Here is a 26,039-nt window from a genome sequence, read left to right as displayed (position 1 = left end):
ACACGGTTTCCCGCCCTCAGGTGGATGTTGCGCTCAGCCTTGGTCGCCGTGGTCGTGGCGCGTACTGGGTGCGCCGCCCGTCATGCGGAGCATGTCCCGCCCGCCGGTGCGGAAGAACCGGAAGAGGAGGGCGGCGGCCAGGGTGAGGAAGGCGATGTTGAGCCAGGTGGTGTAGTTCCAAGTGATGCCTTCCATGGGGACCTTGGCGTCTGCCTGATCGGGGATGAGACCGAGGCCGCCGAACGAGAACTCCACGATGTAGCCGGCGATGACCATGGCGAGATAGAAGGTGCCGAGCAGGAAGAGGGTCATTCTCGCGCCGTAGTACTTCCGGTAGATGTTGAGGATGGGCAGGATCAGCAGGTCGGCGAAGATGAACGCGACGACGCCGCCGAAGCTGATGCCGCCCTTCCACAGCACCACCGCCAGCGGCACATTCCCGATGGAGCAGACGAACGACGCGATCGCGACGAGCGGGCCGATGATGGGCCCCCATAGTTTGGCTGCCAGTGGGTGGCCGTCGAAGAAGAACGTGCGCCAGAACGAGTCCGGCACCCAGGCGGCGATGGCCCCGGCGATGAGCAGGCCGATCACCAGGTCGCGCAGGATCGCGGCCCACTCCATGACGAACACGTGGCTGGTGGAGGTGAAGCCCTCGGGGGAGAGCAGGCGTCGGGCGAAGGACCCTTCGCGCTGCACGGACATGTCCATCGCCGCGTGCCCTTCCATCGAGCCGGCGATTCCGCGTTCGGCCTGCTCGCGGGCCTGACGCAGGAGCTTGTCGCGCAGGAACAGCCGGAACAGGACCGCCAGCACGACGATCATGATGGGGCCGCCGATGAACTCGGCCGCGGTGAACTGCCAGCCCATCAACAGGGCGAGGATCACGCCGAGCTCGACGACGAGGTTGGTGGAGGCGATCTCGAAGGCCATGGCGGCGGTGAAGTTCGCGCCTTTGCGGAACAGGGAGCGGGCCAGGGCGACGGCGGCGTAGGAACACGAGGAGGAGGCCGCGCCGAGGCCTGCGGCGATGGTGAGGGTGCGGGGGCGGTCGTCGCCCAGCAGCGTGACAACGGTGGATTTGCGGACGACGGCCTGGACGAGGGCGGACAGGGTGAAGCCGAGGATCAGGGCCCAGGTGATCTCCCAGGTCATGGAACCAGCGATCGACAGTGCGTGCAGTACGGCGTGGATCATCTCTGCAGCGTTCCGGGGCGAGTACGACTTGGACCCTGCGACACGTCGCACCGCGGGGAGCCGTCGTGTGGCGGCGGGGGTGGCGCGCGGGGCGCCACCCGGATGGGGGCGCCCCGCCAGGGTCAGCCGACGTTCAGGGTCAGCGCCGCGGTGTGGAGTGTTCCGCCGGTCTGGAACTGCAGGAACAGCCGCCAGTTCCCCGAGGTGGGCAGCTCGGCGTCGAAGGACAGCTCCGGGCCGCCGTGGTCACCGTTGACCTTGGTGGTCGGGTGAAGGTGGGCGAACGCGGTGTCGCCCTCATGGAACGCGGTCAGGTGGGCGTAGGTGTCGAGGTAGGGCTCAAGGCCGGTGACCGGCTTGCCACCCTTGGTGATGGTGACGCTCATGGGGTGGGCCATACCGGCCATCGGCTCGCCGTTGACGGTGACGGGGTGTACCCGTCGACCTCAGCGGTCTTGGCGGCAGCCGGCAGGGGGGTCTTGGTCCCGGTGCCGGGCACGGTAAGGGCGCGCGACAGGACGAACGCCGTGCCCTTGCCGGCCCCGCTGGCAGGGGTGAAGGAGGCGAACACGCGCCACGAGCCGGGCGCGAGGGAGGCCAGGTCCGCGTTCCACGTACCGTCGGCGGCCATGGTCGGGTGGATGTGCTGGAAGCCGGTCAGGTCGGAGCGGATGGCGTAGAAGTGCATCCGCTTGATCTGGTCGACAGCGAAGGCGGTGACGGGCTTGCCGTCCGGGCCGGTGACCGTGAACTGGTAGGGGGTCTGCTTGCCCGCAGCCAAGGCCGTGTCCTTGCTGGTCAGGCGGTAGCCGTCCTTGTTGTCGCTGAGGCCGTTTCCCGCGGCCATGTGATCCATGCCGGGCATGTCACGCATCGAGGGCGACGCGCTCGCCGAGGACGCCTTGGCACTGTGGTCGAGGTCCGGCATCGAGGAGGACCTGCTGGAGGAGCCGCAGGCCGCCAGGGTCAGCGTCAGGACGACGGCGGTGCCGGCCGCCGCGAGGGCGCGACGACGCGCTGTGGGACGGGCAGAAGTGAGCATGCGAGTGGTCTTTCCGGGTGGGCGCACCACGCCGGGTGGGCGCGCGGAAGTGAGCAGGGCACGTCGCCGGGCCACGGAGAATTCCGGGGTTTCGGCGTGGGCCTGTCAGGTCCGCGCGATACACACCTGGAGCAGCAGACTTCGCCCGCCTGGAGTGGGCGGCCCGCGCCGCCCGGTGCGGCCCAGGGCCACCGGCCGCCCGACTGCGGGGAGCACCGCCAGCACGGCGACGACGGCCATGAGGCCGGCCACCGGCAACGTCGTGAGATCGCGGGCCGGCGTGGAGACGCACATCGCCCCGCCCATCGCCGACATGGCTGACGCCTGCTGCGCAGCGGCATGGGTCGCCGACGATGACGTGGACGCCATCGCGGTGCCTGCGTGCTTGGCCGGGAGGGCAGCCGGTGCGGGCATAGCGCCGTGGCAGCCTTCGGCGGCGTTTGCCGGTGCACCGTGCATGAGGAGCAGGCCGAGCAGGACCGCGCAGAGCGTCAGCAGCCGGGCGACGCCCTGCCGCCTGTCTCTCTGCCTGGTGCTGTCCGTCACGCTCGTTCCCTACGTCATGTCATGGCGCGCGTCTGCGAAACGCGCCTGTCCGACGATACCCGGGCCGGGTACTTCGCGCCGTGTTCCTGGCTGCGGAGGGCCGGGACAGTAGGACCAGCCACGCGAAGATCCACGTGGTAAGCGGGCAGAGCATTCGCACGAGCGCAAGGAACGATGGTGCCCCATCGCCTCTGGGAAGCATCGCCCCAGGGCAAGGGCTGTGCAGCGATCCTGGAGCGGTACGGGCCTGCGCGCCGGGCCTGAGGACAACCACGGCTCACAACCGCTCGCCCCATTCGAGGTCCGGGACGCCGATCACCGCGCATGAGCGGCGGCGGGATCCTGCGCGAGGGTGTTCTCCACCTCGGCGGAGTACACGTTCTCCGCACCGGTGATGTCACGCTTTTGAGGCGGTCGGTGATGTAGAGGCGGCTGTCATCGTCGATGTAGCCGAGGTCGCTGGTGTGCATCCGGCCGCCGCGGAGCGCCCCGGCGTGCGAGGTGCGCTTCAGCGTGCTCTTGCGAGGAACCCCGGGGGTTCACCCCCGGGAGGAATCGCATCCTGTGACGGCGATGCGGAGCATCGCCGCGGCAACGGGCGCGGAGCGCACGCAAGAAACCGGGCCGCAGCGCCCGGCGAGGAATGTGCGCTGTTCGAATGCCGGTACGTCAGGCGGCAGGTAGCGTCACGGTCGTGAAGTTAACCGTGCAGGTGAAACTGCTGCCGACGCCCGTGCAGGCGGCGGCACTTGAGGAGACCCTGCAAGCCTGCAATCAGGCCGCGACCTGGGCTTCACAGGTGGCGTTCGAGAAGGACATCAAGCGCAACTTCGCCCTGCGTGAGCACACCTACACGGCGGTCAAGGGTCGGTGGGGGCTCGGCGCGCAGGCGGCCCAGCATGTCATCAAGAAGACCTGCGACGCGTACACCACGCTCAAGGCGAACCTGACGGCAGGAAACCTAGGCAAGCCCTCCTCCAAGCGCTACCGGCGGGCCACCGAAAAGCCGATCGCTTTCCGGCCGGAGGGTGCGCAGCCGTATGACGACCGGATGCTGTCCTGGCAGTACACGGAGCGCACGGTGTCGATCTGGACGCTGTCCGGCCGGATGAAGCAAGTGGCGTTCACCGCCGCCCCCGAACATTTGGCGCGTCTGGCCCTGTATCGCAAGGGCGAGTCCGACCTGCTGTACCGCGACGGCATGTGGTTCCTGAGCGCGACCTGCGAGGTCCCCGAGGCCGAACTCGACACCAGCGTCACGGAGTTTCTGGGGGTCGATCTGGGGATCGTGAACATCGCGACCACCTCGGACGGTCAGATCATGGCCGGGCGCCGACTGAACCGCGGGCGTCTGCGCGAGCGCACCCTGCGGCAGAAACTCCAGAAGAAGAACACTCCCTCCGCCAAACGCCGGTTGAAGAGGCGGCGTCGCAAGGAGGCGCGGCGGGCGCGGGACATCAACCACAAGATCGCGAAGCATGTGGTGGCCGAGGCAGAACGCACCGGTCGCGGTATCGCTCTTGAAGACCTCACGGGCATCCGCGCACGGGTACGGCTTCGCAAGCCCCAACGGGCCACCCTTCACTCCTGGGCCTTTGCTCAGCTCGGAGAGTTCATCGCGTACAAGGCCCGCAAGGCAGGGGTACCGGTGGTGCACGTCGATCCGGCGTACACCTCCCGCACCTGCGCCGAATGCGGGCACATCGACAAAGCGAACCGGGTCTCCCAGGCCCGATTTGCATGCCGGTCCTGCGGATTCGTTGATCACGCAGACCGCAACGGCTCCCGCAACATCCGCCACCGTGCGGAAGAGTTGTGGCGACGCGGGGCGCAGTCAACCGCCCCAGACCCACCCCCGAAAACCGGGCGTGGGACAGGACGCAAACGCAGCACCACAGCCAGTGGCGCCCGTTGTGCAAGCCCGGGACTTTGAGTCCCGGGTGATTGACGCGGACACGTTCCAGGAACATCTTCACCCGGTTGCGGAAGACGCGGCTCCGGCCTCAGGGGCGACAACTCGTCACTCTGCCAAGCCAATTGCGCCGCCTCGTGTCTGTTGTGGCGTACGTCACCACGCACCAAACTGACGCATCCCCGGCGCAAACTCACCCGGAAATTCACCTTGGGTAGGTGTGTTCCTCGGGGTGAATTTGTCTCCGAGTCAGGTTCCCTGAGGGCAGTGACACTCTGGCGCCCGGCTGCGCTGTGACAGATGGCTGTTCATGTAATGGATGCGCCGCGTGTGACTGTCTTCGGTGGCCCTTCGGGCCCTTCTTTGGGGTGGAAACTTCGTGAGTCCTCGTGTGTCTCATGCGTACAGATCATTGAGTTTGAAGCGGAGGGCGTGGATCACCCTCGGCGCTGTCGTCCTGGGCGGCGGGGGCGTGGCGGCCTACGCCGTAGCCTCCCCGTCCGATGGCGGAGGCGGTGTGGCGCTGCGCGACAAGCGGCCCGTCAAGGTCTACGACCTCGCGCTGCCGGCCACCGCGACCGGCCGCCGCGAGCTCCCGCGCAAGGACACGGAGCAGTTCTCCCTGCTCGGCGTCTCCTGGACCGGCGCCACCAAGCGGCTCCACGGCACCGCGCAGGTGCGGACGCACAGCATCGCGACCGGCGAGTGGAGCGGCTGGCGCGACCTCGAGCTCGACGTCGATCCGCTGGAGAAGCCGGAGGCGGGCACGCGCGGCGCGTCCGAGCCCCTCTGGGTCGGCGCGTCCGACGGCGTTCAGGTGCAGGTGGCCCGCAAGAACGGCACAACCACGGTGCTGCCCAAGGGACTTCAGGTCAACCTGGTCGACCCGGGCGTGGTGACCGATGCCGAGGCCAAGCAGCCCGGGGTCACGGCTGAGCCGGCCGGGTTCGCCGTGGAGAGCGACAGCCCCGCCGCCTCGACGAGCGCGGCGCCCACGGATACGACCTCGTCGAGCGCGGCGCCCACGGACACGACCTCGTCGAGCGCTGCGCCCACGGCCTCCGCCTCGGCGTCCACCTCGCCGAGCGCGTCCGCCACCGTGCCCACCGCACCCCCGTCCACCGTGCCCAAGCCGCCGATCACCTCACGTGCCGGTTGGGGCGCCGACGAGTCCAAGGTCGATGACCCGCCGACGTACAACACGGATGTGAAGGGTGTCTTCGTCCACCACACGGACGGCGCGAACGACTACTCCTGCGCCGACTCGGCCTCGATCGTGCGCGGCATCTACGCGTACCACGTGGACGTCGAGGGCTGGAACGACATCGGCTACAACTTCCTCGTCGACAAGTGCGGCACCGTCTTCGAGGGCCGTGCAGGCGGCACCGACTTGCCGGTGCTCGGCGCGCACACGTACGGCTGGAACCGGGAGTCCACCGGCATCGCGGTCCTCGGCAACTACGTCTCCACCACCGCCTCGAATGCCGCGCTGACGTCGATCGCGCGCATCGCCGCCTGGAAGCTCGGCCAGTATGGCGCTGACCCGGCCGGCACCGTCCAGCTCACCGCGGGCGCGACCCAGACCAACTACTTCGCCAAGAGTTTCACCGCGGGCACCCAGTACACGTTCAACCGGATCTCCGGTCACCGCGACGGCTTCAACACCCAGTGCCCGGGCGGCTCCCTCTACGGTCAGCTGCAGACCATTCGTGACTGGGCGGCCGGTCCGGTCCAGGGCCTGAAGACCACGACGGTCGACGGCGCCGGCCTGTCCGGCACTACGTACTACGCCAAGGGCGCCATCACCCTGCACTGGTCGGCCACCACACCGGCCGCGCTGATCTCCAAGTATGAGCTGCTGGTGGACGGCAAGGCGGTCACCACCACGGGTGGCAGCGCCACCTCCGCCGCCGCGACCCTCGCGCTCGGCAGCCACACCGTCGCCGTCCGCGCCACGCACCAATCCGGCAAGACGACGACCACGCCTGCGCTGAAGGTCGTTGCGGAGACCACAGCGCCGACCTTCTCCACCACGCCGAAGATCTCCCTGCGCACCGGCACGGTCAACACCACCGCCGTCCCGGTCGCGCTCGGCTGGAAGGCGGCGGACGACAAGGCGCTGCGCGAGGTGAAGCTGCTCTCGCCGGCCACGGCCACCTTCGGCCCGACGACCACCACCTCCAACCGCACGGCGGCCTCTGGCACGGCCTCGACCTGGTCGATGCGGGCCTACGACTTCGCGGGCAACTACCGCACGTCGTCCCCCTCCTACACGCCCGTGATCCTGCAGGAGACGTCGGCGGTCAAGTCCGGTAGCTGGACGTCCCGTTCGAGCAGCAGCTACCTCGGCGGCAAGTCGTACTCCAGCGGTTCCAAGGGCGCGAGCCTGACCTGGACATTCACCGGCAGTTCCGCCTCGTGGGTGGTCTCCCGGGCGGCCAGCTCGGGTCAGGCATACGTCTATGTGGACGGCGTCAAGGTCAGCACCGTCGACCTGAAGTCCTCCACCACCCAGTACCGGCAGGCGATCTGGACCAAGACCTGGTCGAGCAGCGCCACGCACAAGGTGAAGATCGTGGTGGTCGGCACGAGCGGCCGCCCGACGATCACGACGGACGGGCTCGTCTACGTCAAGTAGTCACGGGGGGAGGTGTCGGCGCCTGGCTGATGGCCGGGCGCCGACACCTTTCACGTCACCGGTAGTGGATCCGGCCGCGCGTGAGGTCGACGGGCCGAGCTCCACGAGCACCCGGTCGAACGGCAGGATCCGGATGTAGGTCTTGCGGATCTTCCCGATGATGTACGCGAGCAGCTTGTGCCCGTTCTGGAGTTCCACGGTGAAGGTGCGTTGCGCAGGCACTCGAGGACGGTGCCCTCGAGCTCGATGCCCTTTGATGTTCGTGCCGTGCTCTCTCGCTCACTTCCATGGTCGGCGACTGTGGGGAACGGCCGGCCAGGGCGTCAGCAGTACACCAACCTTGTCGTCCCCCCTGCTGATCACGAGAGGCCCGGGCGCGCCCCGAGGCTGTCAGCCGACGCGGGCCTGTCCGTACGGGACCAGTCGGACCGGGCCGGTCAGGCCGTACTGCTGGCGAGCGAGCCCGCCGTAGACATCGGGGTCGCTCACCCGCAGCCGGTTGGCGAGGGTGGATGCCACCTCCACCTCGATTGTGTTGTCACCTCGCTTCAGCCACGGGCCGACGTCCACCATCGGGTTGATCTGGTCGACGGGGTCGAGCTGTCTGCCGTTGACGGTCACGCGGCAGGTGCCGCTCGGCGTGCCCAGTTCCAGGTAGGCGCCGTATCCGCCGGTCCATGGCCGTTCCAGGGTGACGGTGGTGCGATAGCGGCCCACCCCAGAGACGTCCTCCAGGCCCTCCAGCTGCGACCAGGGCGCAAGAGCGTCGAGCTTCAGGTCGTGCCCCGTCACGGTGGTCGTGGTGGGGGCACCTCCCGGTCGCCAGTCCTCCACGTGCAGCTGCCAGGCCGACAGCACCCTGGGCTCCGGCACCTCACCGATCGTGGTGCTGACGGTCGTTGTGGAAGCGTCCTGGGACAGCACGGTGTCGAAGGTGCCGGCGGCTGAGTGGCGGACCGTCAGCTCACCGTTCACGAACTGCACGGATTCGGCCTGGCTGCTCACGGCGTGCGGCTGTTTGCCGCCGCGGTCGCCGAACAGGCCCGGCCGGCCGATGGCCACGAGCAGCGTCTCGGCGGGGTGGAGGGCCACGCGCAGCCGGATGGAGTCGCCGTCCTCCGCATACTGGCCGATGCGGCGAGCGTCCCCGGTCCACAGGTCGAGCAGATAAGGAACGCCGTCGTGTCCGGTCCGGCGCAGAGTCACCTCGTGGTCCATGGGGGCGACCGGTGGCTTCACGTTCTCGGCGTGCTTGCCGTTGCACAGGTAGTAGTAGTCGACGCCGTCGGCGACCCGATGGGCATTGAGCAGAGTGGAAGCAGTCGCGTGCCGGACGTCCGGCTGTACACCCAGGTCGGACAAGGCCGCCGGGACGTCGGCCTTGTCCGACACCCTGCGCACCCGGGGCTGGGTGAGCAGCTCGCCGATGACCGTCCGCAGACGCTCGTTCTCGCCGTCGGCGGGCAGGCCGGGCACCGTCGCGGTGTCCCAGGCGCCCAGCATGACGATGGGAAGGCCGGCTTTGGTGAAGTCCAGCAGCCGTTCGGCGTCCCGCACTCGGAGTGTGCAGGCGGAACCGGAGAAGAAGTCACCCTCGATGAACAGCGCCTTGTAGGCGGGGCCTTGGGGAGCGAGCCGGCCGCCCGAAACTTTCGCGCCCGGCAGTTCCAGCAGTGGGGCGCTGATGAACTGGTGGGTCCAGCCGAGCGGAACGCCGCTCGCGGTGAACCACGAGGCGCCGATCCCGGTCGCGGTGTACCCGGTCTGGCGAAACACCGCGACGTCGGCTCGGGCGGTGCCGGACTGCAGAACCTGGTGGATGCGGCTGAGGTAGCCGGAGATGTCCGGGACATGCTGCCAGGTCGGCTGCCGAGGTCCCCAGGATTCCCCGTAGCCGACCTTGCCGTGGTACGGGGTGAACGCCGCGTAGCCCGGCCACTTGACGCCGGGCGTCGTGGCGTACGAGAAACCGTGCACCACGGTCTGGTTGACCCCGGCCGCGTAGGCACCGCCCATCGTGGTCAGGAACTTCTGCCATGTCGTGTTGTAGGCGCCTCCCGTGTAGGCGCCCGACTCGCAGGACAGGATGGTCCGGCCGGCCATGTCGCGTCCGCCCGCCAGGCAACGGTAGTCGTCGAGGTTCTTGAATCCGAGTGATTCGCCTTCGGGTATGTCCAGGATCGAAGCGGTGGCGATCGCGTCGGTCTGCAGTCCGTACGGCTGCATCCGCAGCTTCAGGCCGAGGGAGTGCGCCCACTTCTTCAGCACCGCGACATGGTGGTCGTCGAAGAGTCTGGAGACGGTCTCCCAGAAGTCGTGCCGGACCTGGCGGGTGAGTGCGGCGTCGAAGGCGAAGACCTGGTTGCTCTTGCTGAGGATCACCGCGGGCAGATACGGCTCCAACGCGTAGCCGCAGTGCTTCTCGAATGCGGCGGGCAGGCCGGGGGTCCACTGGAGTGCGGCGGTCTCGATCTCGAGCGAGTCCTCGAAGAGGGCGCCTCCGGCCTTGTTGAGCAGCCTCCGGACCGGGGCGGTGAGGATGTGCGCTTCCCAGAAGTCGATCACTGCCTGGGCGCCGGCCTCGCTGAAGTGGTCCACGACGTACGCGGTGGGGGAGGTGTGGGGACCGGACTCCGGGGTCTGGCCGGAGCCGCGCAGCCAGTAGGCGATGAGGACCCATTCGCCGTCCGGCGGTGCGGTCCAGCTGATGGATCCGTCGGTGACCTGGCCGGTCAGATCGCGCACGGAGGAGAAGCTGAGTCCGGTCTCCTTGCGGGTGGAGTTGGCGGTGTCGACCCGCGCCGCCTGTACGAGGACCAGCTGCTGGCGTGTGACGCCCGACGCGGCGGCGATAAGGGGTGCCGGGACCGGTCCCGTGTAGGTCGCTCCGCCCGCCACCTGCACCGAACCATGGGCGAGTTCCTTGACGGCGGCCTCGCTGTCCGCAGTGATGGAGGGGACTGCCGTCGGCCAGCTGGGACCCGCTGTGAGGTCGATGGTGATCCCGCGTTTGGCGGCCTGGTCCAGGGCGGCCTCGACGCGGGCCGTCCACACCGGAGTGCCCCAACCGTTCTCGGCGACGTCGAGCACCGTCTTGTCGTCCAGGCTGTGGGTGACCGCGGCGATCTCCGCGCCGCCGAACCCGGCGTCGGCGATCTGGTCCACCTCGCGTCTGATCTCGCGCGGGTCCACCAGGCCGTCCGGCCACCACCAGCGGAACCTCGGCTGCACCGGCCGTCCGGGGTGCGCGAGCCAGCCTGTGCGGTCGACCTGGGCCGCCGCGGACGTCGGGGAGGCCGCGGGCCCGGTGGATGCGGCCAGCGCGGTGCCGGCTGGGGTGCTCCAGGCCAGCGCGGTGCCGGCTCCCGCGACGGCCGCGGTCCGCAGCAGTCGTCGGCGGGTGAAGCCGTGGTCGTCCTGGGCGTCGGCGTCACTCATCGTGGTGTCTCTCCTTGCTGCACGTGCCACGCCGACGAACCAACCGGGCGCACGCATGAGCGAAGCCGCTACGGATGGACCGTCGACGCTTTCTGAGGAAGATTTGAATCGTTTTAACGCATCGGGACGTTAGGGCGACACGGCTTGGGAAGCAAGGGGTCTGCGCCCAGCCAGCGAAATTAAGCGGTTACTTGCAGGTAGTGAGCTCATGTCTCGGTAATCACGACAGCACTCCCCGTTGACGGTTCCGATGGAGGGTGCTGAGAATGACGCCGCGAGTGAAACATTTCATGTCCGTCCGTCAGGTCGCCGTCACGCGCGCCGCGTGGTCGGTCAGTCCTCCATGTCCAGACGGTGACCTGTACCTGTGTGCGGAAACGAGAGGCCAGATGACGCACGGTCATGTGCCCAGACGTCAATTTCTCAGGACGGTGGGCGCCACCGGACTCGGCGCATCGGCGGCCGCCCTGGCTGCCGGCTCCGGCATCGCTCAGGCCGCCCCGCCGGGCTCGGCGTCCGGAGGGCGCCCCGCTCAAGGCCGCGGGACGGCCCTGCCGTATCCAACGGTGCAACGACCGTTCGCGATGCCTGGCATCAAGGACCAGGACTGGACAGGCGCGCTCTTCGTCGGTGAGGGCGAGTCCAGATTCGCGCTCCGCATAGGCCTGCTCACCGAGACGGGCAAGGTCATCCGCGAGAAGATGACGAACAACCTCTGGCGCATGGGGCCGATGGCACCCGACGGCGCCTACAAAGAGGTCCAGGTCAGCACCGACGAACGCAAGGTCACACCGACGCATCTCGAAGCCCTGCGCGAGGTGATCGCACACCCGGAGCAGTGGTCCGCCGCCGAAGTCTCCGACGCCACCGCGAAACTGCCGTCACTGCAGAAGCAGTACGACGACACGCAGAGCCAGAAGCACACCATCCGGGTCCGCTACGCCCGTGCCGACGACGGCAGTTCCCTGGTCGGATCCGTCACCGCACTCGACGACGACACGACGGTTTTCCTTGAGGTCGCGACGCCCTGGGGCGAGGACGCGGCCTTCGCGCTGGACGGCCAGAACGTGACCGGCAGCGCGCCGGGTCTGCTGCAGACGTCCCGCACCGGCCACTTCCGGCTGGCGCCCGCCGAACCCGCCGACAGCAGTGGCTGCTACGCGTCGATCGCCGACATGATCGCCGACATGACCGGCGCCACCACCGGTGCCCCCGGCACCGCGGCAGCCGCCCTGCGGTATCGGCTGAGCAAGGGCCAGGCCCTCACCTTCGCCGCCACCGTCGGCGGACGGCCGCCACGGCTCGACCCGCCGGAGCCACATGAGGTGGAGCGGGCACTCGCCACCGCCGAGGCATCGGTTCGTAGGGACAACCTGACCGGCTCGGGTCCGGCGGGGCGGGCGGCGGACGCCGTGCGCGACGCGCTGTCCCTCAACACCAACTACGACAAGAACCATCAACGCGCCTTCGTGATGTGGGGATGGGGCGGCGGGGGCGGCCTCTTCACGGGGTGGGACTCGGCCTTCGACGCCATCGACGCCGCACTCGTGAGCCGGCCACTGGCCACGCAGCACGAGACGGACATCTTCGACGCGGACGCACCGCCCAACCAGGTCCCGCTGAAGGGTCCGCGCTACGACCAGCAGAACTCCGGCCCGATGCACGCGTACGCCGCCTGGCGGCTGTACACCAAGTTCGGCGAGGTGGCGGTCCTGAAGAAGGCGTACCCCACGCTCGTCGCTTACTACGACCTTTTGCCGGAGTGGGACGCGGACGGCGACGGTCTGCTGGAAACTCCCTACTTCGGAGACCGGGTCGGCGGCCGGGGCAACCACCTCGGGCTGGACGACAGCCCCGTGTACGCCGACTACCGGCGCATCCCCAAAGTGGGCGGCAGCGGGGACCGCCGCGACAACACCGACCTCACCGACGTGGCGCTCAACTCGTACTACGCACTGCTCGCCGAGACGCTGGCGAAGATGGCCGAAGTGCTGGGCAGAACGGCGGACGCGGCACGGTTCACCGCGCACCACGAGACGATCCGGCGGCTGCTCAACGACAGGCTGTGGCACCCACAGCGGCGCCTCTATCTGAGCCGCTACCTGGACGGAACCTGGAACGAGGTGGTCACGCCGACCGTCTTCTACCCGCTGTTCGCCGGCATCGCGACGCAGGACCGGGCGAAGATCCTGGTGCGGGAGCACCTGCTCGACCCGGAGGAGTTCTGGGGCGAGTACGTCGTGCCCAGCGTCGCGCGCAACGACCCGGCCTACTGCAGCGGCGGCCCGGTGCACCCACTCTCCGAACACTTCAAGTTCTTCGACCGATACGGCGAGGACACCGCCCCAGAGCAGTGGAAGGGCGCGGTGTGGCCCCCCATGAATGCCACCGTGTACGACGGTCTCAAGCGGTACGGCTTCGACGACGTCGCCGGCGAATTCGCCGCGCGGAGCACCGCGATGTACCTCGATGCCTGGGACAGGGACAACTGGTTCCCCGAGTCCTTCGACCCCGTTCCCGGCCAGTCGATCATGGACTCCGCCGTCGACTCCGCCTGGCGCACCTACTCCTGGTCCAACGCCATGGCCGTGCAGAGCCTGCACGAACTGATCTCCGACAATCCCTGGGAAGGCGATCCGTCGGGCATCATGTTCGGCACCCTCTCGCTGCCCGGCACCAACAGCATCGCCAACGTGCGACTGCGTGGGCACACGTATGCCGTCTCCGCCGGGCCGAACCGGACCACACTCGTCCGGGACGGCAGCGTCGTGTTCCGGGCCACCGGTGCGCGCATCGCGGTACGCAACTTCCTGCTCCGAGCGTCCGGGGTCTCCTTCGACGTCAACGCGGACGGCCGGGTTGACATCGAGGTGTCCCCGGAGCGCGGCCGGGCGCGCCGGACACAGGTGCGCGCGGGACGGACCCATGTCGAGCTGTGACACCCGTACCCCTCGGAGCGAGAAGAGAGGTCCCATGCCCAGCACCAGAACACCGTCTTCCGGCCGATGGTGGCGGCCGGCCTGCCGTTCCCTGTGGGCGGTGGGCGCCCTGCTCATCGCCTGCGTGGCGGCGCTCGTCACACCCACGGCCAGTGCCGGCACCGGCACGGTCCAGTCGATCAGCGTCGACAGCCGCGGCACAGGACGGGTCTTCGACGGAATCGGGGCTATCAGCGGGGGCGGCGGCACATCACGGCTGCTCGTCGACTACCCGAAGCGGCAGCGCGACCAGATTCTCGACTACCTCTTCAGACCCGGATACGGTGCCTCGCTGCAGATTCTGAAGGTGGAGATCGGCTCCGACACCAACTCCAGCAACGGAGCCGAACCCAGCCACATGCGCACGCCGACCGACGTCAACTGCGAGCGCGGGTACGAGTGGTGGCTGATGGACCAGGCGAAGAAACGCAACCCGCAGATCCAGTTCTACGGACTCGAGTGGGGCGCGCCCGGGTGGTTCGACGGTGGATTCTGGTCGACGGACAACATCAACTACCTGATGCAGTGGCTGGGCTGCGCGAAGAAGCACCATCTGGACGTCAACTATCTCGGCGGCTGGAACGAGAAGGGCTGGGACGCCGCCTGGTACGGGAAGCTGAAGGCCGCGCTCGTGAAGAACGGCTACCCCGACGTCAAGGTGGTCGCCGCCGACAACGCGGGCTGGAAGGTGGCCACCGACATGAAGAACGACCCGGCCTTCGCCAAGGCCGTGGACGTCGTCGGCATCCACTACCCCTGCTCGGAGATCCACTGCTCGAGCTCACCGGACGCCCTAGGTCTGGACAAGCCGCTGTTCGCCAGCGAATCGGGCTGGAACAACTACCTCACCGGAGCGCCCCGGCTCGCCGCGGAGATGAACCACGAGTACGTCGATTCCCGCATCACAGGGTTCATCAACTGGCCGGCCGCGTACGCCTGGTACCCCACCGTCCAGATGCAGGGCAGCGGTCTGCTGCGCGCCAACGAACCATGGAGCGGCCACTACGAACTCGGCCCGACGCTGTGGACCATGGCCCAGACCGCGCAGTTCACGCGTCCCGGCTGGCGCTACGTCGACTCGGCCAGCGGCTACCTCGACGGCGGCGGCACCTACGTGACGCTGCAGTCGCCGGGCAAGCCGCCGGCCTACACGACGGTGTTCGAGACGACCGCTGCGACGGCCCCGCAGACCGTCGCGGTCACACCAGCCGGGCACCTTCCCCGCGGCGCGCTGCACCGGTGGTCGACCACACTGCGATCCACCGACCCGGCGGACTGGTTCGTCCGCGGCGCCGACGTGTCCCCGGACGCCCGGGGAAGTCACACCGTCACCCTGCAGCCCGGCACTGCCACGACGCTCACCACGATGCCCGGCGGGGAGGGCCGGGCCGCGAGGACGGCGCCCGCGTCGAAGACGATGCCGCTGCCCTACCGCGACACCTTCGACGGATACCGCGACGGTGCCACCCCCCGATACCTGTCCGACATGGAGGGCGCGTTCCAGGTGGCGCCGTGCTCCGCCGCACCGCAGGCCGCCCCCGGCAGCGGGGGCACCGGTGGTTGTCTGCAGCAGGCCATCACGACCCAGCCCATCAGGTGGTCGAAGGTCCCCAGCCCGCTCACCCTCGTCGGGGACAGCCAGTGGACCGACTACACCGTGTCCGCCAAGGTGATGATCCACCAGTCCGGCACGGCTTCGCTGCTCGGCCGGGTGGTGAACCAGCTCAACTCGGTCGGGCCCGACCACTCCAACGTGTGGGAGGGCTACCACCTCAAGCTGTCGGACACCGGCTCCTGGGCCCTGGAGGCCGTCATGCCGGACAAGACCAAGCGGACCCTGGACCAGGGCGACCTGCCGACCGCCGGAGCGGACACCTGGCACCGGCTCGCACTCGACTTCTCCGGGGAGCGGATCACCGCGACTGTCGACGGCACCCCGGTCGCCGAGGTCACCGACACCACGTACGACCACGGCCAGGCCGGTCTGGGGCTCGACTCCTATCAGTCCTCCCAGTTCGACGACGTGGCGGTCGCACCGGAGCCGAACCGGTAGGCCGGAACCGAACGCCGGTCCGCATCCCGCCGGTGAGACACCAAGGGGTGACGCCACACCTCGGCGGCATCCGCAGCAGGTATGCGGAGGTGGGCGCTGCATGGTGCCTGCCGACCGCTCATGGCGTCGGAGCGGCCCGCCTCGGGCCGCCGCGCCCGTTCCACCCACTCGTTCTCCGCGTTCATCCAGCTTTGCGAGGCATGTATGACCACTTGGAAGAGAAGACACCGGACCGCCCTCACCACCGCGACCTCGGCAGCGCTTCTGGCGATGGCCCTGCTCGCACCACAGGCGGCGGATGGGGCCACCGCCCCCGGCGCCGCTTTCTCCGGGGCCCTGCCTTCGGCGGCCCGGCATCCCTGGGATGCCTACAACTACTCACCGCAGTCCCGGACACTGAAGCCCGTGGCGATCCACAGCACCGTGGGTTCGGTGACGGACGCCTCCGCAGCGCTCTCGGGCAAGTCCACCCGACTGAGCGGCACCGGATCCGCCGTCACCTTCGACTTCGGCAAGGACGTCAGCGGTCTGGTCACGCTCCACTTCGCGGCTTCAGACGGCCCGCAACGCGTAGGTCTCGCGTTCAACGAGTCCTCGCAGTACGTGGGCACCACAAGCGACGCCTCCACCGGTGGTCCACGAAGCCGGGACGGAGCGCTCTACGCCGACGTCGACGGCGCGACCACTTACACCATGCCGGCGAAGAACCTGCGCGGTGGGTTCCGGTACCTGACCGTCTTCATGGACTCCGCCGGCAGTGCCGATCTCGACGGCATCACCGCGCACTTCACGGCCGCACCGAAGATGCAGGACCCGCGCGCCTACGCGAACTACTTCTACTCCAGCGACGACCTGCTCAACAGGATCTGGTACGCCGGGGCCTACACGATCCAGCTCAACACCATCGCCCCGAAGACCGGACGGGTCTGGGAGGCTCCCGCCCAGACATGGGACAACACCGGCGACGTGGGCGTGGGCGACACCATCCTGGTGGACGGCGCGAAGCGGGACCGCACGGTCTGGCCGGGTGACCTCGGGGTCGAGATCCCCTCCGCCTACGCGGCCTTCGACGACACCGAGTCGGCCCGCAACGCCCTCACGACGCTCTACCAGCACCAGAAGATCACGGGCGAACTGCCGTACTCCGGGCCCATGATGAACAAGTACGGGTCCGACACCTACCACATGTGGACCCTGGCGGCGTCCTGGGACTACTACCAGTACACCGGCGACCGGAAGTGGGTCGACGGCATCTGGGACCAGTACAAGCGGGGCGTCGACTACATCGGCGCGAAGACGGACGACCAGGGGTTGCTCTCGATCACCGAGACCGCCGACTCGGTGCGGAGCCTGCCGAAGGGCGAGAACCTGATCGCCAACGTCCTGATGTGGCGCGTGCTCACGACCGGCTCGCAGCTGGCGAAGGTCGAGGGCGACACCACGCTCGCCCAGTCCTATGCGCACCGGGCGGCGGCGCTGCGCACCGCGATCGACAGCCGTCTGTGGGACGAGAAGAAGGGGGCGTACCGGTTCTACCCCGACTCGGACGTCCACGCCCAGGACGGCAACGCGCTCGCGGTGTGGTACGGCCTGGCCGACCAGAGCAAGGCACGCCGCATCAGCTCGTACCTCACGACCAACTGGAACGACCGCGGGTCGACCTCCCCGGAGAACAAGGGGAACCTGGGCGTCTTCGCCGGGTCCATGGAGGTCAACGCCCACTTTGCCGCGGGCGGAACGACCGCCGACCAGGCGGGAGTCGATCTGATCCGGCGGCAGTGGGGCGCCATGCTCGACGACCCGCTCGGCACCAGGAGCACGTTCTGGGAGTCGTCGCGTCCGGACGGCTGCATCTGCAGCACCTACGTCAGCCTCGCCCACGCCTGGGCGACCGGGCCGACCACGGCGCTCACGTTCTCCGTGCTGGGACTCCAGCCGACCAGCGCGGGCGGCCGCGCCTTCGACTTCGTCCCGCACACCGCCGACCTCACCTTCGCCCAGGGGCGGATCACCACCACGCTGGGCCCGGTCGACGCCTCGTGGCGCGTCAACCGGAAGGAGGGGACGTACCACGCGGAGCTCACCGCCCCCAAGGACAGTGAGGGGCGAGTCGCGGTGCCCACCTTCGGAAAGCACATCTCGGTCTTCGTCGACGGCAAGTTGGCCTGGAACGGCAGGACCGCCAAGGCCTACGACGCGCACACCGACGGTGAGTACGTCTACCTGGAAGCGCTCTCCGGACACCACGTGATCGACAGCCACCAGCACGACAGCTGAGACGATCACGCCGCGCACGCCTCGCGCCGGCCCGCGTGAGGCGTGCGCGGCCTTCCGGACAGCCCGCGCTCCGCTCCCCGCCGCACAGAGCGCGCCGCGGCTGTCCGCTGCACGCCGCCGACCGGTTCGCGGATCGGGCCACCGCGCGCCCGCTCGCGCCTGCCGCCGCCGAGCCACACCCCGCGCCCCCTCGCTCGGCGGATCCCTCCGCATCCACCAGGAGCCCTGCCGTCATGAACGCATCGCACCATCCGGCACGCCCCAACCGCCGCCACTTCATCGCCGCCGCCGGAGCCGCCGCCATCGCGCTGAGCCTGGGCGCCCCCGCCGGGGCCACGGCCCGCCCCGCCGACCGGGGCCGCCCGGTCCCCGCCGGCACGATCCCGCCGCGGCTCACCCCTCTCCCCCTGTCATCCGTCACGCTCCTGAACAGCCCCTTCCGCGAGAACATGCGGCGCACCTGCGCGTATCTGCTGTTCGTCGATCCGGACCGGCTGCTGCACACCTTCCGTCTCAACGCCGGCCTGCCGTCGTCCGCCGAACCCTGCGGCGGGTGGGAGGACCCGGCGGTCCAACTGCGCGGTCACAGCACCGGCCATCTGCTCTCCGGGCTGGCCCAGGCCCACGCCAACACCGGGGACGACGCCTACGCCGCCAAGGGGCGGGTCATCGTCGACGCCCTCGCGGCCTGCCAGGCCGCCTCTCCCGCAGCCCGCTACACGCCCGGATACCTCTCCGCCTTCCCCGAGCAGGTCTTCGACCAGCTGGAGGCCGGCGGCCGACCCTGGGCCCCCTACTACACGATCCACAAGATCATGGCCGGACTGCTCGATCAGTATCTGCTCAGCGGCAACTACCAGGCCCTGGACGTGGTGCGTTCGATGGCCGCCTGGGTGGAGACCCGCACCTCGCGTCTGACGATGGACCAGATGCAGACGCTGGTCCTCCGGGTGGAGTTCGGCGGCATGAACGAGGTCCTGTCGAACCTGTACCTGGTCACCGGCGACCCGGCGCATCTGCGCACCGCCCGTCGGTTCGACCACGAGGACCTGTACGGGCCGCTGGCCGTGGGCCGCGACGAACTGGACGGCCGCCACGCCAACACCGAGATCGCCAAGATCGTCGGCGCCGCGCGCGAGTACGAGGCCACCGGTGAGCAGCGCTACCGCGACATCGCCGCCTACTTCTGGGACACGGTCGTGCATCACCACTCGTATGCCATCGGCGGCAACTCCAATCAGGAGTTCTTCGGTCCTCCCGGCGAGATCGTCAGCCGTCTCTCCGAGGTGACCTGCGAGAACTGCAACTCCTACAACATGCTCAAGCTGGGCCGGCAGCTCTTCCTTCACGACCCGGGCAACGCCGCGTACATGGACCACTACGAGTGGACCCTGTACAACCAGATGCTCGGCGAGCAGGACCCCGACGCCGAGCACGGCTTCGTGACGTACTACACGGGTCTGTGGGCGGGCTCCCAGCGCCAGGTCAAGGGCGGACTCGGGGCCGCGCCCGGCAGTTACAGCAGCGACTACGACAACTTCTCCTGCGATCACGGCACGGGCATGGAGACCCACACCAAGTTCGCCGACAGCATCTACTTCCGCTCCGAAGACGCTCTGTGGGTCAACCTGTTCATCCCGTCCCAGGTGACATGGGCCGAGCGGGGGGTGACGCTGCGCCAGGAGACCCGCTACCCCGACGCGGACACCACCAGGCTCACGGTCACCTCCGGAGGCGGCCGGTTCACCCTGAAGGTACGAATCCCCGGCTGGCTGGCCGACCATCGCTCTCACGCCCGGGTCCGGGTCAACGGGCGTCCGGCCGGTGCCCACTCCGAACCGGGTACGTACCTTGCGCTGACCAGGAACTGGCGCTCCGGAGACGTGGTCGAGGTGGTGCTGCCGATGGAGCCGGTCTGGCGTCCGGCGCCGGACAACCCGCAGGTGCGCTCTCTGTCCCACGGCCCGGTGGTCCTGGCAGGCGCGTACGGCAGCACCGTGTCCCCGACCATCCCGCACATCGATCCCGCCTCAGTGCGGCGGCTGCCGCGGTCTTCGACGGAGTTCACCGCCACCGCCGATGGCGCCCAGGTGCCGCTGCTGCCCTTCCACCGGATCCAGCACCAGCACTACAACGTGTACTGGGCCGTCTCGCCCAAGGCCGGCCGCGAGCGCGAGATCGTCCACTACGCCTTCGACGAGGGCCACGGAAGCACCACCGCGGACTCCCTGCGCTCCTTCCCAGACGGAGAGTTGGCCGCGGGCGCCGACTGGACGGCGGGCCGCACCGGCGCCGCCGTCGCCCTGGACAGCGCCGCCGGCGGCCACGTGGTCCTGCCGCCCGGTCTGCTCACCGGCCTGGCGGAGCTGACCGTCAGCGCCTGGGTGCGTGTCGACTCGCTCAGCAACTCCGCCCGAGTGTTCGACCTCGGCTACCACAAGGACACCTACCTCTTCCTCGCCGTGCGCACCGGCACCGGGAAGGCACGCGCTGCCCTGAAGATCGCGGGTATGGAGGCCGAGGACTTCATCGACGCCTCCGACGCCCTGCCGCAGGGCCGTTGGACGCATGTCGCCCTGACCGTTGGCGGCGGCACCGGAGTGCTGTACGTCGATGGCGCGGAGTCCGGGCGCAACGACGCGATGGTGAGCAGTCCGCTGCTGCTGGGCACCACCACGCACAACTACCTCGGCCGATCGCAGAACTCCAAGCACCCGTATCTGCAGGGCGCCATCGACGGCTTCCGTGTCCACAACCGGGCTCTCTCCGCCACGGACGTCGCCGCGCTGTTCCGCGCGGACGCCTGATCCCGCGCCTCCACGCCACACCACGTCCATCGCACCCGATCCAGGAGACCCCGTGTCCGCAGCCTTCCCCCGACGTGTCCGGCGCCGCCCGGCCCTCGTCACCGCCTCCGCCCTGACCGCACTGGTCACCGTCCTGCCCCCGGCTGTGACCGCCCAGGCGGCACCCGCCGGCGTCGTCGCCGTCACGCTGCGCACCCAGCACCTGAGCCAGGCACTCGGCATCGACGACACCACTCCTGACCTGAGCTGGCAGCTCAGCGGCAGCGGCACGGACGTCACCCAGCAGGCGTACCGCGTCCAGGCGGCCACCAGCCGCGCTCTGCTCACCAGCGGCCGTCCCGACCTGTGGGATTCGGGCCGGGTCGACTCCGACGCGCCGCGCACGACCTACGCCGGCAAGAAGCTCGGATCGCGTGCTCATGTCTACTGGCGCGTGACGGTGTGGTCGAACACCACGAACCGCCCGTCCCGTTGGAGCGACACCGCCGCCTTCGAGACCGGACTGACGAACCCGCAGGACTGGTCCGCGCAGTGGATCACCAACCCTGACTGGAAGCTGAGCACCCGAAAGGTGGAGCCGGTCGTCGTCCGGCTGCCGAAGACCACCGCCCGCTACGTCCGGCTCGACGTCACCAAGCTCGGCCTGCCGCTGGCCGACGACTTCCCGAACCGGTCCTGGCGGCTGCAGCTGGGGGAGATCGAGGTGCGCGACTCCGCCGCGCCGGACACGGACCTCGCCCAGGGCGCGGCCGTCACCGCCTCGGAGTCCAACACCCTGCGCAAGACCTGGGAACCCGCCCTCGCCGTCGACGGGATGACCAACAGCGCCCTGCAGACCGCGGCCGGGTACTCCAGCCAGGCCCACTCCGGCGCCGACGTGTCGTCCTCGCCGATCACCCTCACCCTCGACCTCAAGTCCGCCCGGACCTTCGACCAGGTCGTGCTCTATCCGCGCTCCGACGTCCTCACCGACGACGGTCGCGTACCGAACTTCCCCGTCGACTACACCCTTTCCACCGGGGACGCGGCCACCGGACCGTTCGCCTCCGCCGCGAAGGTCACGGGCCGGCAGCCCCCGAAGCCGTACCTGCCCTCCGGCCTCCCGCTGTTCACCAAGGACTTCGCGCTTGGCAAGAAGGTGCGCAGCGCCCGCCTCCACGTGGCCGGCCTGGGCATCTACACGGCCGACGTCAACGGCCGGCCGGTCGGCGACGCCGTGCTGGAGCCCGCGAACACCACGTTCGCGGACCGTGTGCAGTACGCCACGTACGATGTCACCGACCTGCTGCGGCACGGCGACAACACCATCGGCGTCGCCCTCGGCAACGGCATGTCCAACGTGGTCAGCACCGCCGACCGGTACCGCAAGCTCTACGGGAACCTCAGCGACCCCAAGCTGATCGCCCAGCTGGAGGTGACCCTCGGCGACGGCACCGTCAAGCGCATCGCCAGTGGCGCGGACTGGCGCACGGTACTGGGGCCGACCACGTCCTCGAACTGGTACGGCGGCGAGGACTACGACGCCCGCCGCGAGATACCGCACTGGGACCAGCCGCACCAGGACCGCTCGGCCTGGTCGCACGCGGTCACCGTGGACGGGCCCGGCACGCCCGGCCACCCGACACAGCTCAGCGCCCGCGAGACCGAGCCGATCCGCGTCGAGGAGAACCTCAAGGGCACCGAGGTCTCCGGCGCCGCCCCGGGCAGCCGCATCTTCGACCTCGGCCGCAACATCGCCGGCTGGCCTGAGATCACACTGGACGCACCGGCCGGCACAACCGTGCGCATCTACCCCGCGGAAAGCCTCAAGGACGGCCACGCCTTCCAGTCCATCAGCAACGTGGGCGCCCCCCTGTGGGACAGCTACACCGCACGCGGCGAAAAGAGCGAGACCTGGCACCCGCAGTTCTCCTACCACGGCTTCCGCTACCTGGAGATCAAGGGCCTGCCGGCCGGAGCCACCATCTCCGTGCGCGGAAAGGCACTGCACACCGACAACGCTTCCGCGGGTGACTTCAAGAGCTCCGACGACCTGGTCAACGGCATCCACTCGATCACCCGCAGCGCCATCGAGAACAACATGATGAGCGTGCTCACCGACTGCCCGAGCCGGGAGAAGCTCGGCTGGCTGGAGCAGGACCAGCTCGTCTTCCCGGCCCTGGCCGCCAACTACGACATGGAGGCCTACCTGCGCAAGATCGTGCGGGACATGGCCGACGCACAGACCACCGAGGGCCTGATCCCGAGCACCGTGCCGGAGTACACCAGCCTGCCGGGCGCCTACCGCAACGACTCCAACTGGGGCGGCGCCTTCGTCCTCGTGCCCTGGCAGCTCTACACCACGTACGGCGACACCGACACGCTGCGCACCTACTACCCGGACATGAAGAGGTATGCGGCATTCCTGAAGACCCAGGTCTCCGACGGCATCCTCGACTACGGGCTCGGCGACTGGTTCACCCCCGACAGGTCCTTCCCGCGTGCGGTCGCGGGCACCTACGGCTACTGGCGGGTGGTGGACGCGCTCAGCCGGATCGCCGGCGTGCTCGGTGACGACGCCGACGCGGCGTCCTACCGCAGCGAGGCCGACGCGAGCGCCAAGGCGCTCACCCGGAAGTACTACGACGAGGCGACGGGGACCTTCGGCGGCGGCGGCCAGGGCGCCGAGGTCCTTGCCCTCGACATGGGTGCGGTCCCCGACGACCAGCGGCAGCGGCTCCTCGACCACCTCGTCGGCAGCATCCGGGACGCGGGCTACCACCTGAACCTCGGTGAGATTTCATTGCCGGCGGCGTTCCGGGTGCTGTCCGGGGCGGGCCACGACGACATCGTGTACAAGATCGCCACGCAGACCACCAGCCCCAGCTACGGCTACCAGGTGGTGCACGGCAACACGGCGCTCGGCGAGTCCTGGGACGGCGGACCCGGCCAGTCACAGGACCACTTCATGCTCGGCGCGATCGACTCGTGGTTCACCAGCCGCCTCGCCGGGATCCAGCAGGCGCCCGGCGCGGCCGGCTACCAGAAGCTGCTCGTCGCGCCGGCCGTCGTAGGGGACCTGGCCTCCGCATCCGGCTCCTACACCACGCCGTACGGCAAGGCCTCCACCTCCTGGCACCGCGACGGCTCGGCCTACCGCCTGCGGGTGACCGTGCCGGCGGGGGCCACGGCGGAGGTCCACGTGCCGGTCACCTCAGGGGCCGTCCAGGCCGACCGGGGCGCCCGCATGCTGCGCACCGAGGGCGGCACGGCGGTGTACGAGGTCGGCTCCGGCGACTGGTCCTTCGCCTCCGTCTACACCCCGGCCGGGGACTGATCCCGGCACCGCCGGGCGGTGTCCTGGGAGACCTCCGCCCGCGCGGACGCCGATCTGGTCCTCACCACGCTCGAGTACGCCCTCGCCTCCCGCGAGGTCGAGCCCGGCACGCTCGTGCATCACGCAGACGATGAACTCGGCCTGTGCGCACCGGGTCGAGAGGCTGGGCAGCTGACGCTACCGAGCGTGGCGTCAGCTCGGTCCCGCCTACTAGTGCTGCCCCGCGCAAGTTCGTGGAGGGGTGTTGATCAGGGTGTCGGGTCGCCGAGGTAAAAGCCGCAGGCGCAGTCCAGGGCGTCTTCGGGTGAGCCGAAGGGCAGTCCGGTGGGCAGGAAGTTGTCCTCGTACTTGCCTCGGCTGGCGAGGTAGAGGGCGAAGCCCCAGGTGTGCAGGACGCCGGTGAAGCGCAGGCGGCACAGCGGCAGCGGTTCCTCCTCGCCCGGCAGTTCCCCTGCCACGTAGGCGAATCCGGAGCGGAAGCGCACCTGGACGCGGGCGAGCTGGGGCCAGCGTTCCTTGGCGCGGACGTTCAGACGGTGGCGCAGGTGATCCTGCATGGACTCGGGCGGATTCTTCGGCACGGGTCCATCCTGCTGGGTTACCCCCGCATACGCCATGATCATCACTTTGGTCGGGGTGGGCGAGGGTGTGGCCGGGATGGTCGAGGCGGTCGTGGTGGAGTTGGACGAGAGGGTGCGCGAGTGTCTGATCCGTACAGCGGTCTCCCTGAAAGCGCAGGTGCGGGCGGTGCTCCGGGCGCGGATTGTGCTGGCGGCGGGTGAGGGCCTGAGCAATGGGGCTATCGCGCGGGACCTGGCGGTCAGCGTGAACACGGTCCGTAAGTGGCGCGGACGGTTCGCCGCTCTGGGCCGGGACGGGCTGAAGGACGCCGCCCGCTCGGGCCGGCCCAAGGCATACGGGCCCCAGGTGACGGTGGCGATCGTGGCCGCCGCCACCAGTGTGCCCCCGCACCCGGAAGCGACCTGGTCGCACCGCACGATCGCCGCCCAGGTCGCCGGCACTGTCTTCGCCACCATTTCTGCCTCCCAAGTCGGCCGGATCTTGGCCGACTTGGACCTCAAGCCGCACCGGGTCCGCGGCTGGCTCACCCGCCGAGACACCCCTGACTTCTGGGACCGTGTCGCGGACGTGTGCGACCTGTACCGCGACCCACCTGAAGGGGCGGTGGTGCTGTCCATCGACGAGAAGACCGCGATCGCCGCCCGCGCCAGGCGCCACCCCGGTCGTCCCGTCAGGCCAGGCGAGCCCGCTCACGAGGAGTTCGAGTACCGCCGCCACGGCACCGCCTCGCTGGTCGCCGCCCTGGACGTGCGCACCGGCGAGGTCCTCACCGAGATCATCGCCCGCAACGACGCAGCGACGTTCACCGCCTTCCTCGACCAGCTCGACACGGTCATCGCCCCAGACCAGGACATCCATGTCGTGCTGGACAACGGCTCCTCCCACACCGCCAAACACACCAAGGCGTGGCTCGCCGACCACCCGCGCTGGCACGTGCACTGGACCCCGCCGCACGCCTCCTGGCTCAACCAGATCGAGCTGTTCTTCTCCGTCCTGACCCGCCGCGTGCTGCGACACGGTGACTTCTCCAGCCGCGATGACCTCATCGACAAGCTGGAGAGTTACGTCATCGGCCGCAACGAGACCGCGAAGCCGTTCAGGTGGACCTATGACGGCAGCCCACTCAAGACCGCCTGATCAGGCCCAACACCCCTCCACGAACTTGCGCGGGGCAGCACTAGTACGCGGGTGCGCAGCAGTCGGCGTTTCTGGATGCTGACGGCGGGTGACGCCTGCTGTGTCGCGTCGGGCGG

14 protein-coding genes and 1 pseudogene are annotated in these 26,039 nt (G+C 69.2%); 8 read left to right on the top strand and 7 right to left on the bottom strand.

What is annotated here, in order from left to right:
• Positions 1-33: 33 nt before the first annotated feature.
• The 4 genes from OG758_RS10625 to OG758_RS10610 all read right to left on the bottom strand — a co-directional run bounded on the left by OG758_RS10625 (position 34) and on the right by OG758_RS10610 (position 2,785).
• Positions 34-1,194 (bottom strand): permease, encoded by a 1,161-nt coding sequence (locus OG758_RS10625; protein WP_326715868.1) that lies wholly within the window; start codon positions 1,192-1,194, stop codon positions 34-36.
• Between the two features lie 125 nt (positions 1,195-1,319).
• Complete coding sequence (locus OG758_RS10620) at positions 1,320-1,583, bottom strand: hypothetical protein (protein ID WP_326709759.1); 264 nt, start codon at positions 1,581-1,583, stop codon at positions 1,320-1,322.
• Complete coding sequence (locus tag OG758_RS10615) at positions 1,580-2,239, bottom strand: hypothetical protein (RefSeq protein ID WP_326709758.1); 660 nt, start codon at positions 2,237-2,239, stop codon at positions 1,580-1,582. Before OG758_RS10615 ends, OG758_RS10620 begins: the two co-directional genes overlap by 4 nt.
• Before the next feature lie 105 nt (positions 2,240-2,344).
• A complete protein-coding gene (locus tag OG758_RS10610; protein ID WP_326709757.1) occupies positions 2,345-2,785 on the bottom strand; it encodes a hypothetical protein in 441 nt (146 codons plus the stop codon).
• 658 nt (positions 2,786-3,443) lie between these two features.
• Between OG758_RS10610 and OG758_RS10605 the strand changes: the two genes are divergently transcribed.
• Together OG758_RS10605 and OG758_RS10600 are read left to right on the top strand one after the other, a co-directional pair.
• Positions 3,444-4,718 carry an RNA-guided endonuclease InsQ/TnpB family protein gene (locus OG758_RS10605; RefSeq protein ID WP_326709756.1) on the top strand — a complete coding sequence of 425 codons (1,275 nt, stop codon included), beginning with the start codon at positions 3,444-3,446 and terminating at the stop codon, positions 4,716-4,718.
• Positions 4,719-5,115: 397 nt separating this feature from the next.
• Positions 5,116-7,335: a peptidoglycan recognition protein family protein gene (locus OG758_RS10600; RefSeq protein WP_326709755.1), complete on the top strand. Its 2,220-nt coding sequence runs from the start codon at positions 5,116-5,118 to the stop codon at positions 7,333-7,335.
• Between the two features lie 55 nt (positions 7,336-7,390).
• Here OG758_RS10600 and infA read toward each other — a convergent pair.
• A pseudogene (gene infA, locus OG758_RS10595) lies at positions 7,391-7,583 on the bottom strand (translation initiation factor IF-1).
• A gap of 142 nt (positions 7,584-7,725) precedes the next feature.
• Entirely contained in the window at positions 7,726-10,773 is a 3,048-nt protein-coding gene (locus tag OG758_RS10590) for a glycosyl hydrolase (protein WP_326709754.1), read from the bottom strand.
• Between the two features lie 584 nt (positions 10,774-11,357).
• Between OG758_RS10590 and OG758_RS10585 the strand changes: the two genes are divergently transcribed.
• The 5 genes from OG758_RS10585 to OG758_RS10565 all read left to right on the top strand — a co-directional run bounded on the left by OG758_RS10585 (position 11,358) and on the right by OG758_RS10565 (position 24,204).
• Positions 11,358-13,712, top strand: coding sequence for an MGH1-like glycoside hydrolase domain-containing protein (locus OG758_RS10585; protein ID WP_326709753.1), 2,355 nt, complete (start codon positions 11,358-11,360; stop codon positions 13,710-13,712).
• 34 nt (positions 13,713-13,746) lie between these two features.
• Positions 13,747-15,804 carry a galactosylceramidase gene (locus OG758_RS10580; protein ID WP_326709752.1) on the top strand — a complete coding sequence of 686 codons (2,058 nt, stop codon included), beginning with the start codon at positions 13,747-13,749 and terminating at the stop codon, positions 15,802-15,804.
• Between the two features lie 204 nt (positions 15,805-16,008).
• Complete coding sequence (locus OG758_RS10575; protein ID WP_326709751.1) at positions 16,009-18,081, top strand: alpha-L-rhamnosidase-related protein; 2,073 nt, start codon at positions 16,009-16,011, stop codon at positions 18,079-18,081.
• 233 nt (positions 18,082-18,314) lie between these two features.
• Positions 18,315-20,888, top strand: a complete 2,574-nt coding sequence (locus tag OG758_RS10570; protein WP_326709750.1) for a beta-L-arabinofuranosidase domain-containing protein — start codon at positions 18,315-18,317, stop codon at positions 20,886-20,888.
• A gap of 52 nt (positions 20,889-20,940) precedes the next feature.
• Positions 20,941-24,204, top strand: coding sequence for a family 78 glycoside hydrolase catalytic domain (locus OG758_RS10565; RefSeq protein ID WP_326709749.1), 3,264 nt, complete (start codon positions 20,941-20,943; stop codon positions 24,202-24,204).
• A gap of 248 nt (positions 24,205-24,452) precedes the next feature.
• On the opposite strand, the gene OG758_RS10560 is transcribed toward OG758_RS10565, so the two are convergent.
• The gene (locus OG758_RS10560) at positions 24,453-24,785 is read right to left on the bottom strand and encodes a hypothetical protein (protein ID WP_266569625.1); all 333 of its coding nucleotides are present in this window, start codon (positions 24,783-24,785) and stop codon (positions 24,453-24,455) included.
• 34 nt (positions 24,786-24,819) lie between these two features.
• Between OG758_RS10560 and OG758_RS10555 the strand changes: the two genes are divergently transcribed.
• The gene (locus OG758_RS10555; RefSeq protein WP_326709748.1) at positions 24,820-25,923 is read left to right on the top strand and encodes an IS630 family transposase; all 1,104 of its coding nucleotides are present in this window, start codon (positions 24,820-24,822) and stop codon (positions 25,921-25,923) included.
• Positions 25,924-26,039: the final 116 nt, after the last annotated feature.

It is taken from the genome of Streptomyces sp. NBC_01474 (assembly GCF_035918215.1).
Lineage (GTDB): Bacteria > Actinomycetota > Actinomycetes > Streptomycetales > Streptomycetaceae > Streptomyces > Streptomyces aureus.
The sequence above is the reverse complement of the archived record's forward strand: the minus strand, read 5'-3'. Positions and strand labels throughout refer to the sequence as shown.

What these genes read in the sequence shown, in the direction of transcription:
- OG758_RS10585 (WP_326709753.1), top strand. Translation starts at nt 11,358, where the DNA reads ATGCCTGGCATCAAGGACCAGGACTGGACAGGCGCGCTCTTCGTCGGT.
- OG758_RS10570 (WP_326709750.1), top strand. Translation starts at nt 18,315, where the DNA reads ATGAACGCATCGCACCATCCGGCACGCCCCAACCGCCGCCACTTCATC.
- OG758_RS10590 (WP_326709754.1), bottom strand. Translation starts at nt 10,773, where the DNA reads ATGAGTGACGCCGACGCCCAGGACGACCACGGCTTCACCCGCCGACGA.
- OG758_RS10575 (WP_326709751.1), top strand. Translation starts at nt 16,009, where the DNA reads ATGACCACTTGGAAGAGAAGACACCGGACCGCCCTCACCACCGCGACC.
- OG758_RS10615 (WP_326709758.1), bottom strand. Translation starts at nt 2,239, where the DNA reads ATGCTCACTTCTGCCCGTCCCACAGCGCGTCGTCGCGCCCTCGCGGCG.
- OG758_RS10605 (WP_326709756.1), top strand. Translation starts at nt 3,444, where the DNA reads ATGCCGGTACGTCAGGCGGCAGGTAGCGTCACGGTCGTGAAGTTAACC.
- OG758_RS10580 (WP_326709752.1), top strand. Translation starts at nt 13,747, where the DNA reads ATGCCCAGCACCAGAACACCGTCTTCCGGCCGATGGTGGCGGCCGGCC.
- OG758_RS10620 (WP_326709759.1), bottom strand. Translation starts at nt 1,583, where the DNA reads ATGAGCGTCACCATCACCAAGGGTGGCAAGCCGGTCACCGGCCTTGAG.
- OG758_RS10555 (WP_326709748.1), top strand. Translation starts at nt 24,820, where the DNA reads ATGATCATCACTTTGGTCGGGGTGGGCGAGGGTGTGGCCGGGATGGTC.